A 13,028-nucleotide genomic window follows, 5' to 3' on the forward strand; every position below is an offset into this window, starting at 1 on the left:
ATTATCGGGGCATGTCTCATATCTTATATAGAATCTGCATTATATAAGGAGAGGCGCAATGAGTAAATTCTTCAAAGGAGTCATCTTGCTTGCACTGGCGGCTTTTGCAAGCGAATGTATAGAGTTTGTGGTGAATATGGTGCTCGCCCGGGAACTGGGGGAGAGGGGGCTCGGCATGTACATGTCGATCTTGCCGACCATATTTTTGATCGTGCTGCTGGCCAGTTTTGAACTTCCAATTTCGATTTCCAAATTCATTGCCGAAAGGGATAAAAAGTACCATCTCAGCATGCTTAATCATGTCATCAAGCTGACCATTATTTTTACGGCCGTGTTAGTGCCGGCTGCAGCGCTTATTATCCCGTTTGTCAGTGCCTTTAATGAGTATCATCCGCTCTTAAGGTGGGTTGTGATCGGGTTTATCCCTATCGTGTCCTTTTCCTCGATTGCCAGAGGATTTTTTATGGGCAAGCATCAAATGGGGAAAATTGCTGCCTCCAATTTCCTGCGCAAATCCGCTCAGCTCCTGCTGCTCGTGGTGCTATATCAGGCATTTCAATTTGATGCCGATACAGCAGTCTTTATTGCCTTTTGTACATTTGTAGGAAGTGAGATTGTTGTTTTTCTTTATTTGCTGAACATGTTTATTATTCAGTATCAGCGCATTAAAAAAGAGCCATCTGAGTTTATAAGCGGGAGAAGTGTGAGGCGGAATTTAATCTCTGTTTCTGTACCGACGACTGCTTTGAGAGTTTTCCATGCCCTGACACATGCTATACAGCCATTTTTGATTAAGGGGGCGCTTTTAAAGGCGGGAGTGCCGGGAGAAATTGCAACAGAACATTTTGGGATGCTCGCTGGTGTCGCCATGACGATCGGTTTTTTCCCTTCTTTCATTGCACATTCATTTTTAATTATACTGATTCCGACAGTCTCCAAAGAATATGCGGATAAGAATCTGGAGGAGCTTCGGAGACTTCTTCAGCAGGTGTTCTTTGTAACCTTTTTATATGGGATTCCATCGGTTATGCTTTTCTATTTTTTTGCACGGCCGCTGACCGAGGTGTTTTTCCACTCCACAGATGCAGCCGTGTATTTACAGCTGCTGTGGCCATTTTTTCTGCTCCACTTTTTCATAATTCCGATGCAGGCCTATTTAATCGGCCTGGGACTGATGAAGGAGGCGTTCTATCATTCCATCTGGTCAACCGTTGTTTCATTCTCAGCCATGTTTTTGCTTGGCTCTCTTCACAGCCTGCAGATGGACGGGATTATTATCGGCATGAATATGGGAGCTGTTCTCCTGGCGATGATGCATTATGTAACAGTATGCAAAAAAATTGGCCTGACCCTCTATCTATCGCCTGAGAAGCAGTTTAACTAAAAAATAAGCATCTCCCCACATGGGCAGATGCTTATTCTTTTTCTTCATTATTTTTACCAAATTTGCTCTCTATCGTTTGTTCGTCCCCGTACAGGATAATATGGTCGCCTTCCTGAAGCTCCGTCACAAGCCGCTCTTTTCTAATCTTTAAGTCACCCCGCTGAATATACAGCACATTGATATCCTCATCATTATTGATAACATCACCTAACTCTTTATCTTTAAATTCACATGTTTCGTCAATAAAGTAGTCCAGTACATGATCAGAATCATCTGTAAGAAGAGCTTCTCTTATCGGAAGATCGCGGAAATCGTAATGTTCCTCAAGCTCATCCTCCAGCTTACCGGGAAGATAATCCCGCACCTTAGGCAGCCTTAAAATAATGATAATGATGACCAGGGCAACAGCCACGAACGAGATCTTTGCAGTATAAAATTCATCGGAAAGGATATTGCTGATTGCCGAAATAATGACTGCTAATGAAAAGGCGCCAAATAATATTAAAAAAGCTCCGAACCTTCTGCGGATAGGATGGTCAATGATGAGCTCCGATTCTCCAGTTGTAAATCCTGTACCAGTTAGCATGCTGATTACCTGAAATCTGGAAACATGCTTATCAAGTCCTGTATAAGTAAAAATTAGAGTATTAATTTCAATAACGGCCAAGACGATTCCCAAATAAATCAGGATGAACAGAATTCCCATCTTGCTTCCTCCGAAACTCAAATTTTATTAAAAAAACCTAAGGAGTCAGTCCTTAGGTCATTGCTGAACAGTTTCATTATAGTAATTTACTGAATACATAGCGCCTTCATCAACCATTTTATTATCTTCAATATTATGCGGGTCCGGGTGACCCAGTTTTTCCGTTGGCACTGTATCGTTTAAAAAGCGTTCAGGCAGCATGCCTTTCATTTTAACTGCCAGAGACTGGACTTTATTTCGATTGTTTTTGCTTGCTAATAATAAGATGCTCGTGATGCCAACACCGGCTAATAGATATTGATTTAGCGGACGAGAGTTCATGAATATGCTCCTCCTTAATAAATTTGATTTTCTTTCTTGCTCTATCTTTACCCGGCATAATCAGAAGCAAACATTAAGAACTTTTAACATTGTTTCCATACATGAAATAATTACTCTCCAAGAGTGGTTTAATTCGAGCCATTAGCAGGGAAAGATGTTGATATATATAGGAATCTTTTTAGGAGGAAGCTGGGGATGGAAAAGGAATATAATGAAGATAATTGGACATGGCACCGATACGATCATTTGGATGAAATAGACTTTAATGAAGCTGGAGATTATAAAGAAGCTCTGCAGGAATGGGCTAAAAACACTTCCGAGAACAAAACAAATGTAATGGAAATAGATACCTCAGTTCGCAATAAGGAAATTCTCAGCGGCTCCCTCATATATTCGCAGACAACGGAGGAGCAGCATGAACATAGCATGTTCCACTATTTTCTGACAAGGGATTTTCTCCTGACTGTTGATTTTGATTCGTCTGTTATTCAGTCTGATGAATCCTTGCTTTTAAAAAAAATGGATTATGCGCACAATGCCATTGATGGATTTTTTGTGATTCTGGGTGAAATTCTGAGCGATAATATTAAGAAGATTGATAAGTTTGAGGTAAGGCTAAATGACCTGTTATGGAAAATAAAAGATAAAAATAATATTAATCGCCTGGAAGAAATCTATGACCTCCGCCACCAGATCCTAGTGTGGAAAAATATCATGATTCCAGTTAAAGAGATTAGGCTTGGTGTAGAAGAAACCTTTGGTGAAGGTGTTACAGAAGGAACTGAGTTTAAAAGAACCTGCAAGCGAATTGAAAGAGGTTATACGCTGGTGCGTGAGTTTCAGCAGGAAATTGACGACCTTGTGAATTTTGAAGAGATGGTATCCATGCACAGGGGAAATGAAATCGTGAAGACTCTTACCGTCATTACTACCTTAATGACACCGGTCGCAACCTGGGGAGCGTTATGGGGCATGAACTTTAAAATTATGCCTGAGCTAGAGTGGAAGTATGGGTATTTGTTTTCCCTGATCATTATCCTTGCGTCTACCGCAGCCCTTTATTTCATGCTGGTGAAAAAAGGCTGGATGGGTGATATCCTGAGGGGTAAAAAGAAAAATTCATTCTTTAAATAAAAGGAATGCCGTTAGAGTACGGCATTCTTTTCGTTTAATAAATGATCCAATGTCATTTTTATCCCAGTCTCATATGGTGTTTTAGGCAGACTGCCGATTCTCGCTTCATATTTACTGCCGTCCAAAATAACAGGCGTCTGATTCAAGTACATCAATTCAGTGTATTCTTTCATCATGGGATCAAACACACCGATGGCACGAACCATCCATTTGTGGACAGATCGGAAGGTAATCTCTCTCTTGAGATGGCTGGAAACGATACTGGCTATTTCTTGCCCTGTAATGGTTCCTGTACCAGGGATATTCCAGACTTCACCGTATGAGTCACTATTTAACGAAAGTTCGGCTAACGCTTCTGCACCATCTTTAATAAAAATGAATTCTCTCGGAATATTGGTTTTGCCGACAAACAAGCCTTTATTTTTTTCAAGAACCTGACTCAGAGTATAGTGTAAAAGTGTATTTCCTGTTTGAGGGCCGTAAAAATCAGGGAAGTGGGCAATGATGTATGGCACATCTGAGCTTTTTATCATCTCGATTAAGGTTTCGCGCAGCTTGCCTTTTTTGGTGTGCGGATTCTTGGGAGAAAATTCGTTAGCAGGGCTGGATTGAAGGCCATAGGAATATATGTTATCAGCATAAATAAAGGGCTTATGATGTTTGCGGCAAGCCTGCAGGGTATTAGTCAGAATAATGGAGAGTGCTGGATCCCATTCCGGGTAAGGGATATTGATGGCATGAAAAACAGCATCTGCTTCTATTACTGCCTTTTCAACATCATCTGGATTCAGTGCATCGCCTGATTGAATAACAGCATTTGTTCCCCAGTCTTTTTTAAATTTAAGCAGGTTTTCTTCAGATCTTGCAAAAGCAATAGTTCTTATATTTCTGCGGCATAGTGCCTCTGTTAATGCATGGCCCATTCCGCCGGTTGCTCCTAACACTGCAGCTGTTTTCATCATATACAATCATCCTTTGTATTTTATTAACCACTGTTCAATTAAGAGTAAAAATGAAAGAAATGCCGGAAACATTTCTTTAAGAAATTGCCTTTAGTAAAAATTTAGCATGTGAAGAGGCGTGATCCTTCACTTCTTCAAATGTCGTTTCGGATCTGCAATAATGCGTGACAAAGCCGTGCAGGCTTAAAAATACAGACCAAATATCTTTTATGGAAAGAGCCCTTGGAGCCAGTGAATTAATCGCTTGCGCAAAATGCATGTAGCTGGTATTTGGTCCTTCACTTAGATAACTTTTCACATCATCATCACGTATTAAAAACATCAGCTCATAATGTTTTTGATTGGTCAGGCCAAACTCGATATAGCGGTAAAAAATGCTGAAAAGCTTCTGTTCATTAGTATCTGCTGAGTCTCTCAGCACACTGTCGAGGACTTGGCTGAGCTTTTGAAAATCGGCTTCAACCATTTCATAAAATAATTGAGCTTTATTTTTGAAATGATAATAGATGGCACCATGGCTGCATTGAAGTGTATCCGCTATTTTCCTCATGGATGCTGCGGCATATCCTTCCTTAATAAACAGATCACGTGCTACAGAAATAATGGCTTCTTTTGTAAGTTCCTCATGGGCTGCTTTTCTTGGACTCATGGAATCACCTTTCGTTATTGAACACTGGTCAATAAGATTATATGACATAGTGGGGAATTTTGGCAATAGCAAATTAATATTTAACCAAAAAATTTTTATTAGGCATCAGTATTTGATATGCTTTAGTAAAATAGGAGGGAACAACATGAATGAAACCAAAACATGCAGAGAATCTTTTACCGTAAAAACGAGCATCGTGCTTCCGCCAGACACGAATACATATGGAACGTTATTTGGCGGCAAGCTGATGGCTTATATTGATGATGTGGCAGCTATTGCAGCGATGAGGCATGGAAGGAGAAATGTGGTAACCGCATCAACAGACTCTGTTGACTTTCTTCATCCGGTATATGAAGGCAATTCAGTCTGTCTGGAGGCATTTGTGACCTATACAGGCCGGACATCAATGGAGGTTTTCGTAAAAGTAATCGCAGAAGACCTTCTGACAGGTGATCGAAATGTGTGTGCAATGTCCTTTTTGACAATGGTTGCGGTTGACGAGAATGGAAAGCCGGCTCCTGTGCCGGCCGTCGTGCCTGAAACAGAAGAAGAAAAGAGTCTTTATGAAACGGCAAAAGAACGGGCGGAATTCCGCAAAAAACGCAGGAAGGACAGTGAAGCCAGGGCAAAGACATATGGTACAAATCTGCCCTGGTGATTAACAAAGCATTTTTGATGGGGGAGAGCACATAACACTGTTCTTCCTCTGTTAAAAACTTCCTCCTCATTTTTTCCCATTTGGAAAAAATAATTGAACCTTTCTACATGCCTTTGTCTAGTAAAATAGATTTAACTTTCAGAATATTAACTCTAATTCCTTGATTATCCTTTTCCTTCCTCTTAAGTTAGAAGTGTAAAACCTAACTGAAGGAGGTAGATTATGAGAAGAGTTTTGAAAACTGGTATTCTCATGCTTCTGAGTATTTTACTGGTTGCAGGAACCATGCCTTTAACCGGGCAAGCGAAAAAGCCGAAGCCTGATGATGGCTATGGAGGGTATAGCCAGGTTGATGTCGGCAGGGATGGAATGGTGGCTTCAGCCCATCCGCTGGCATCTAAAATTGGGGCTGATGTCTTGAAAAAGGGCGGAAATGCCATTGATGCTGCTGTCGCAGTCCAGTTCGCCCTTAATGTGGTCGAACCAATGATGTCCGGAATCGGCGGCGGAGGATTCATGATGGTCTATGATGGCAAAACGAAAGAAACCACCATCATTAACAGCCGTGAGCGCGCTCCTGCCGGTGCTACGCCGGATATGTTCCTGGATGAAAACGGGAAGCCGATTCCATTTGCGGAGCGTTCAACTGGAGGGACAGCTGTGGGTGTGCCCGGTACATTGAAAGGCTTGGAAACGGCTCTTGAAAAATGGGGAACACGCCCTATGCAGCAGCTGATCGGTCCTGCCATTAAGCTGGCAGATAAAGGGTTTCCGATTGATTCTGTTTTAGCCGATGCGATTGCCGATAATCAGGACAAGCTAGGCAGAACGGCTGCAGGCAAAGTCTTTTTGCCTAAGGGCAAACCACTTCAGGAAGGGGACCGTCTAGTACAGAAGGATCTTGCAAAAACCTTTAAGATGATCCGTGCTGGAGGAACAGATGCTTTTTATAATGGCAAAATTGCAGAAGCACTTGCAGGTGTTGTTCAAGGGTATGGAGGTTCAATGACACCGGAAGATCTGGCAAAGTATGAAGTTACCATAGATGAACCTATTTGGGGTGACTATAAGGGATATGAAATTGCGAGCATGCCGCCTCCAAGCTCTGGAGGAGTGTTTTTACTGCAGATGCTGAAGATGCTGGATGATTTTAATCTATCACAATATGATGCAAAGTCCTGGGAGAAATATCACCTGCTTGCTGAGACGATGCACCTTGCCTATGCAGACCGCGCCGTATATGCAGGGGATCCGGAGTTTGTCAATGTCCCGGTTAATGGGCTCCTTCACCCTGATTATATTAAGGAGCGCCAGGAACTGATCAGTCTGAATAAAGTAAATCCAAGCCCTGAAGCGGGAGATCCTTGGAAATATGAGGACAGTGAAGCCGATTATGATAAAGTTGAACAGCCGAATGACCGCAAGTACGGTGAGACCACCCATTTTTCCGTAACCGACAGATGGGGAAATGTTGTGTCTTATACGACAACCATTGAACAGGTATTTGGAACAGGAATCATGGTTCCGGGCTACGGCTTGATGCTGAATAATGAGCTGACAGATTTTGATGCCGTACCGGGCGGGGCAAATGAAGTCCAGCCAAACAAGCGGCCTTTAAGCTCGATGACCCCGACGATCGTCTTTGAAGATGGAGAGCCTGTCCTGACAGTTGGCTCACCGGGAGGCGCAACGATCATTACATCCGTGCTGCAGACGATCCTTTATGCCATTGATTATGATATGGAGCTAAAGGCAGCGGTGGAAGAACCGAGAATCTATACAAATAACCTGAATTCCTACCGCTATGAAGAGGGCATTCCTTCAGAGATTATTAATAGACTTGACGGAATGGGACATAAATTTGGTTCTAGTCCAACCACGATAGGAAATGTCCAAAGTATTTTGATCGATCGTGATAAAGGAATTTTCAAAGGTGTGGCAGATTCAAGCCGCAATGGTGCTGCCATTGGTGTTGATTTGAAAGGGAAAAGGAAATAGTTTTGTGGGGATAGCACCTTTTATTAAGGTGCTATTCTTTTGATAAAAAGTGAATAGTAGTTCATTTTTTGGAAGGAATTTAAGTTCATGTGTTGAACTATAATCATAAAGCCATATATTAAGGAGGAACATGCCATGGCAGTCAAAGATGAATTATACCAGCTGGCAGATAAAATGAACGCTGATCCCGTACATATCAAAGATGAGAAAGATCGGGTATTTCAGGTGGACCTTGAGGAAAGCGGGCCAATCCAGATTAGATTAAAGGGAGGAAAAGTTATAGTAGAAGAGGGGGCTTCCCATGATCCTGAAGTGACACTGAAACTGTCAGACAAAAACTTTTCAAAACTATTAAAAGATGAACTCAACACATCCATGGCATTTATGACAGGGAGCCTGAAAGTAGACGGGAAAATGGGGCTTGCCCTGAAGCTGCAGGAAATTGTAAACAAATATCAATGAGAAGAAGGCAGCCCCCTCAAACAGGAAGCTGCCTTTTATTATAAAAACAGTGCCATCAGGTCTTCATCATAGTACCTTCCATCCATCTTCAGTGCGTGCCTCTCCGTACCGTAAACCTCAAAGCCTAAAGAAGCATAAAGCTTTTTAGCAGGCATATTTTCAGACATAACAGCCAGGTGGATTTGTTCCACCCCGTCCCATGACCGTGCCTTTTCCACAGCCTTGCTGATAAGGCTCTTGCCGACTCCATTCTCTCGGGCGGACTCTGTCACATACATCGCATAAATATTGGAGCGGTGCTTCATTTTTAGCCCGGTATCCCTTACTAAACTGACAACACCAATCAGCTTACCATTTTCGAACGCGCCGAAGTGGAAGGAATTTTCCGCCTTAAATCTTTCACCATACAATTCAGGAGGGCGGCTGGCTTCCTCCTCATAGCTTGAACCAAAAGCTTCCGGGTTCTTTTTTAATCCTTCCAATCTTAACTCTTTGTACATCTCAGCATCATCCGGGTGCAGAAGCCTAATTTCCATCGGGGTCACTCCTTTTTTTACCTACCCATAAGATTCTCTTTGCTTGGGAAAAATCCTTTTAAAAAAGGCTGTTTCTCAAGGTTTGCTGATGTTTGCAGATGATTTACTGAGTTGATGATGCGAGGTCCTCGAAAATGTATATTACTGATGGAAGCTTATTCAAGTCCAGCGGGAGAAGCAGGATAGGCAGCGTCCAGGAGGAGTCCTCGCCCGCCCCGCGGTTCAATAGACTAAAGCAACAATTAATATGAAAATACCGAAGAAAAATTGTTTTATTTGCTTTGATAAGGGAACAGGATAAAAAAAGTACAGGAGGGATCAGCATGGCCGAGAATAACAGCAAGGACTTAAAAGAGATTGTAAAAGGGCAGGATTCCCGGCAGCAGCAACAACAGTCAATAAAAGATCAGGAGCGTAAGCCGGATCAGCAAAACCGCCTGAAGGACCAGGAGAATATGAGGAAGTAATACTGAGAGGGAGCTATAAGTATAGCTCTCTTTTTTTGGCATCCCCGCAGGCGAAGCCGAGGAGGCTCGCATTCCTCCCCGCGGGTTCGCTGCGTGCCTTTCACTGCAATCAACGGGCATAATTCAAAGACAAAAAATCTTTGAAAAGATACTTTCTAAACCCCGGTTTGTAAGCAATCGCTCATGAATATTGAATATACATATAAAAAGGAGGAAGAAGAATGGGAGTGCTGTTTGGCTTAATTTTGGCGACTCTGGTTTTCGCTTATTGTATTGACCGCAAGAGGAAGAAGATTAACAATACAATGCAAAAAGGCATCAGCCCAAGTGAAAGGCCAGGGGAGAGCTCGAATTATACGATGGGTGACAAGCATTATACCGGAGGGGGACAATAGCCATAGAGTTTTGCGATAGCCGCAAGGCTCTTCTTTTTTTCCGAATCATGCTTTCTTGTCCTGAAAATGGGAAAAGCTAATGTTGCCTGGTTTCTATATGGCATCAAAAAGGGTATAAGGAAAACATACATATTGTAGTAACCTTTTTAGGAGTAGTGGCCTATGAAAAAAAGAAGAGTGGAATCCATTTTTGTGTTTATCCTGATTGCATCTGTGTATATGATCTTTTTCACGGATGCCAGCTCACCCATTAAAATCAGTGCTGCCCTGCTTTATGCAGCTGTTATCATTATCAGCGCTATATCCTTGATGCTCGAGAATCGAAGCCCTAATCAAACTCTGCTGTGGATGTATGTGCTGGTGTTTTTTCCAGTTGCCGGTTATCTGTTTTACCTGTTTTCCGGGCAGCTATATTTGAAAGGCTACCTGTTTAAAAGCAAAAGAAGCCGGGACAGGGATGAATGGAAAAGGCTGATGAAAAGGGAAGACACGCCAGATATATCTTTCCTCCAGGACAGCCAGCACTGCTTTGCAAAATTCGCCAATAATGTGGCATTGACCCCGCTCAGCACTAATTCACGGGCGAAAATCCTTAAAAATGGCGGGGAGACATTTAATGAAATCAAGAACAAGCTGCGTGAAGCAAAGGAATTTATCCATATTGAGTATTATATTTTCCGCTCTGACAGGCTTGGCAAGGATATCATCAATATCCTGATCGACAAAGCCAGGCAGGGGGTGGAAGTACTGTTTATTTTTGATGCAGCAGGCAGCATGGGAATCTCACTGGAGGATTTGCAGTCGATGGAGGAGGCAGGCATTAAAGTGCGGCCATTTTCTCCACTGAAGTACGGTTTTTTCAATCAGAAGTTCAACTTTAGAAATCACCGCAAAATTGTTGTAATTGATGGGAAAGTTGGCTTTGTGGGCGGACTGAATGTAGGCGTTGAATACCTGGGTGAAGATGAAAAAATCGGTTTCTGGCGGGATACACATATGCTTTTGAAGGGGGAGGCTGTGTATACATTGCATACGGTCTTTCTCCTGGACTGGGAATATGTCAGCAAGGAAGATGTGCTGGAGGAATACCGGGATGTAAAGTATCCGATCGATGATGATGTGCTTGATGGCGCGGTCCAGGTGGTGGCCAGCGGTCCCGATACACAGCAGGGAATAATGAGTGATTTATATTATTCGATGATATCCTGCGCAACCAGATCCATTTGGATTGCCACACCTTATTTTGTCCCTGATGAATCGATTCGCACGGCATTAAGAGTGGCGGCGGCAAAAGGAGTGGAAGTGCGCATTCTCGTCCCTGAGATAAATGACAGCTTTCTGACACAATATGCAAGCAGGTCCTACTTTGCGGAGCTTCTGCGATATGGCGTCGAAATATATTCCTATAAAAAAGGCTTTCTGCATCAGAAAATCATTATCGTGGACGGTATCCTTGCTTCAATAGGAACTGCGAACATGGATATGCGCAGCTTCCATTTGAACTTTGAAGTTAATGTCTTTTTGTACGGTACAAGCTCGATCCGCGATCTTGTCGCCCATTATGAAGAGGATCTCGAGGAAAGTGTGAAATTAAGTCCTGTCCAATATTATAAAAGAGGATTGGCGGAAAGGTCGAAGGAATCCTTCGCCCGGCTGTTTTCCGGGGTATTATAAAAAAGTGCCATTGATGTGGCGCTTTTTTTGTGGAGCAACTGCTTTGTCAGTAAAGTTCTTTAAACAGCGAATAGGTGAGTGGGCTTGCAAATAGACGAGCCCAACTTGCAAATAGAACCGAGAATCTGCAAATAGACCAAACTCCCGTACAGCCAAAAATCTATTTCCATCTCCAGACCGATACATAATCCTCCTCCCTAATGGTCAAAAAAGGAAAAAAACATACTAAAATTAGAAACAGTAAGGTATGATTAGAATAGTTTGAAAAGTTAGATAAAAGGAGGGTCTTTATGCTTTCACAATCAGTTATTCATGATGTTATTACTGCAGCCCTGGCTACTGGCGGGGACTTTGCTGAAGTATTTGTTGAGGACCGTTTCACTAATAACCTTGCACTTCAGGGAGGGAAAATCGAGAGCAGCTTATCTGGCAGGGATTATGGGATCGGCATTCGCGTATTTAAGGGGCTGCAGAGTGTTTATGCTTATACAACGGATGGCTCAAAGGAAGGCTTGCTGAAAGCTGCGGGTAATGCTGCCCAGGCGATCAAAGGAGATAAAATCATTCAGCCTGCAGAACTGTATAAAGAGATCATCCCGGCAGCACATCCAATTTCTCTGAATCCGCGCGAAGTGGAGAAGCACCGCAAAGTTGATGTGATGAAAAAGGCATATGAAATTGCCAAAAACTATCACAGCAGCATCCAGCAGGTTACAGTCAGGTATTTGGATGAAGAACAGAATGTGATGATTGCCAACTCGGAAGGTAAATTTGTTGAAGACCGGAGGGTGCGAAGCCGCCTTGCTATCCAATCGATTGCAGCAGAAGGAAATAAAATACAGCCTGGATTTTATGGACCTGGAGCCCATAAAGGCTTTGAGTTTATGGAAAACCTGAACCTGGAGCATTATGCGAATGAGGCATCCCGCATTGCTGTTACAATGCTTGGTGCAGACCCTTGTCCAAGCGGGAAGTTACCCGTCATCATTGATAATGAATTCGGCGGCGTTATTTTCCATGAAGCATGCGGACACGGTCTTGAAGCTACATCTGTAGCAAAGGAAAACTCTGTTTTTGCAAACCGGGTCGGCGAAAAAGTGGCCTCGGATGTCGTTACATATATTGATGACGGCACAATTGCCAATGAGTGGGGATCGATTACGATAGATGATGAAGGCGAAAAAGCCCGTAAAAATGTGCTGATTGAAAATGGGATTTTAAAAGGTTACTTGATTGATAAATTCGGGGGCCGCAGAATGGGCATGGAGCCGACAGGCTCGGGAAGACGGCAGTCCTACCGGTTTGCACCGACTTCGAGGATGACCAATACGTATATTGCCAACGGCAAATCCACTCCGGAAGAAATCATTTCAAATACAGAGTATGGAATTTATACAAAATACATGGGCGGGGGCCAGGTAAATACCACAACGGGCGATTACAACTTCGCCGTCATGGAGGCGTATCTTGTAAAAGACGGAAAACTCGGCAAGCCTTTAAAAGGTGCTACTTTAATAGGAAATGGCCCGAAAACTCTCCAGCTGGTTGATATGGTGGGGAATAACCTGGATCATGGTGCAGGCATGTGCGGGTCACAGAGCGGAAGCATCCCAGTCAACGTTGGCCAGCCGATGATCCGCGTAAGTGAAATGACTGTTGGCGGAACCAAGGGGGTCGAATAA

14 protein-coding genes are annotated in these 13,028 nt (G+C 43.0%); 9 read left to right on the forward strand and 5 right to left on the reverse strand.

From position 1 onward, the window contains the following. Nucleotides 1-58 precede the first annotated feature (58 nt). Nucleotides 59-1,384, forward strand: coding sequence for a polysaccharide biosynthesis protein (locus tag AC6CHU_RS06770; protein WP_159862057.1), 1,326 nt, complete (start codon nucleotides 59-61; stop codon nucleotides 1,382-1,384). A gap of 31 nt (nucleotides 1,385-1,415) precedes the next feature. On the opposite strand, the gene AC6CHU_RS06775 is transcribed toward AC6CHU_RS06770, so the two are convergent. Both AC6CHU_RS06775 and AC6CHU_RS06780 read right to left on the reverse strand, forming a co-directional pair. After that, entirely contained in the window at nucleotides 1,416-2,090 is a 675-nt protein-coding gene (locus AC6CHU_RS06775; RefSeq protein ID WP_159862056.1) for a hypothetical protein, read from the reverse strand. A gap of 57 nt (nucleotides 2,091-2,147) precedes the next feature. Then, nucleotides 2,148-2,411, reverse strand: a complete 264-nt coding sequence (locus tag AC6CHU_RS06780; RefSeq protein ID WP_159862055.1) for a YbyB family protein — start codon at nucleotides 2,409-2,411, stop codon at nucleotides 2,148-2,150. Nucleotides 2,412-2,606: 195 nt separating this feature from the next. On the opposite strand from AC6CHU_RS06780, the gene AC6CHU_RS06785 reads away from it, so the two are divergent. Beyond that, nucleotides 2,607-3,545, forward strand: coding sequence for a magnesium transporter CorA family protein (locus AC6CHU_RS06785; RefSeq protein ID WP_251283255.1), 939 nt, complete (start codon nucleotides 2,607-2,609; stop codon nucleotides 3,543-3,545). Nucleotides 3,546-3,556: 11 nt separating this feature from the next. Here the strand turns inward: AC6CHU_RS06785 and AC6CHU_RS06790 are convergent, their stop codons facing one another. Together AC6CHU_RS06790 and AC6CHU_RS06795 are read right to left on the reverse strand one after the other, a co-directional pair. Next, nucleotides 3,557-4,507 (reverse strand): SDR family NAD(P)-dependent oxidoreductase, encoded by a 951-nt coding sequence (locus AC6CHU_RS06790; protein ID WP_498120866.1) that lies wholly within the window; start codon nucleotides 4,505-4,507, stop codon nucleotides 3,557-3,559. Nucleotides 4,508-4,583: 76 nt separating this feature from the next. Beyond that, entirely contained in the window at nucleotides 4,584-5,156 is a 573-nt protein-coding gene (locus AC6CHU_RS06795; protein WP_498120868.1) for a TetR/AcrR family transcriptional regulator, read from the reverse strand. A 145-nt stretch (nucleotides 5,157-5,301) separates the two neighbouring features. On the opposite strand from AC6CHU_RS06795, the gene AC6CHU_RS06800 reads away from it, so the two are divergent. The 3 genes from AC6CHU_RS06800 (at nucleotide 5,302) to AC6CHU_RS06810 (ending at nucleotide 8,274) form a co-directional block, all read left to right on the forward strand. Further along, nucleotides 5,302-5,814 (forward strand): acyl-CoA thioesterase, encoded by a 513-nt coding sequence (locus AC6CHU_RS06800; protein ID WP_159862051.1) that lies wholly within the window; start codon nucleotides 5,302-5,304, stop codon nucleotides 5,812-5,814. 222 nt (nucleotides 5,815-6,036) lie between these two features. Then, entirely contained in the window at nucleotides 6,037-7,812 is a 1,776-nt protein-coding gene (gene ggt, locus AC6CHU_RS06805) for a gamma-glutamyltransferase (protein WP_498120870.1), read from the forward strand. Nucleotides 7,813-7,947: 135 nt separating this feature from the next. Further along, entirely contained in the window at nucleotides 7,948-8,274 is a 327-nt protein-coding gene (locus AC6CHU_RS06810) for an SCP2 sterol-binding domain-containing protein (protein ID WP_498120872.1), read from the forward strand. A 38-nt stretch (nucleotides 8,275-8,312) separates the two neighbouring features. Here AC6CHU_RS06810 and AC6CHU_RS06815 read toward each other — a convergent pair whose 3' ends face one another. Then, nucleotides 8,313-8,810: a GNAT family N-acetyltransferase gene (locus tag AC6CHU_RS06815; protein WP_159862048.1), complete on the reverse strand. Its 498-nt coding sequence runs from the start codon at nucleotides 8,808-8,810 to the stop codon at nucleotides 8,313-8,315. Nucleotides 8,811-9,133: 323 nt separating this feature from the next. On the opposite strand from AC6CHU_RS06815, the gene AC6CHU_RS06820 reads away from it, so the two are divergent. The 4 genes from AC6CHU_RS06820 (at nucleotide 9,134) to AC6CHU_RS06835 (ending at nucleotide 13,028) form a co-directional block, all read left to right on the forward strand. Beyond that, nucleotides 9,134-9,277, forward strand: a complete 144-nt coding sequence (locus AC6CHU_RS06820) for a hypothetical protein (protein ID WP_159862047.1) — start codon at nucleotides 9,134-9,136, stop codon at nucleotides 9,275-9,277. A gap of 221 nt (nucleotides 9,278-9,498) precedes the next feature. Then, entirely contained in the window at nucleotides 9,499-9,672 is a 174-nt protein-coding gene (locus AC6CHU_RS06825) for a hypothetical protein (protein ID WP_201306448.1), read from the forward strand. Between the two features lie 162 nt (nucleotides 9,673-9,834). Beyond that, nucleotides 9,835-11,346, forward strand: a complete 1,512-nt coding sequence (gene cls, locus AC6CHU_RS06830; protein ID WP_498120874.1) for a cardiolipin synthase — start codon at nucleotides 9,835-9,837, stop codon at nucleotides 11,344-11,346. Nucleotides 11,347-11,636: 290 nt separating this feature from the next. Then, a complete protein-coding gene (locus AC6CHU_RS06835; RefSeq protein WP_498120876.1) occupies nucleotides 11,637-13,028 on the forward strand; it encodes a TldD/PmbA family protein in 1,392 nt (463 codons plus the stop codon).

Source organism: Cytobacillus sp. GQ23 (genome assembly GCF_059758675.1).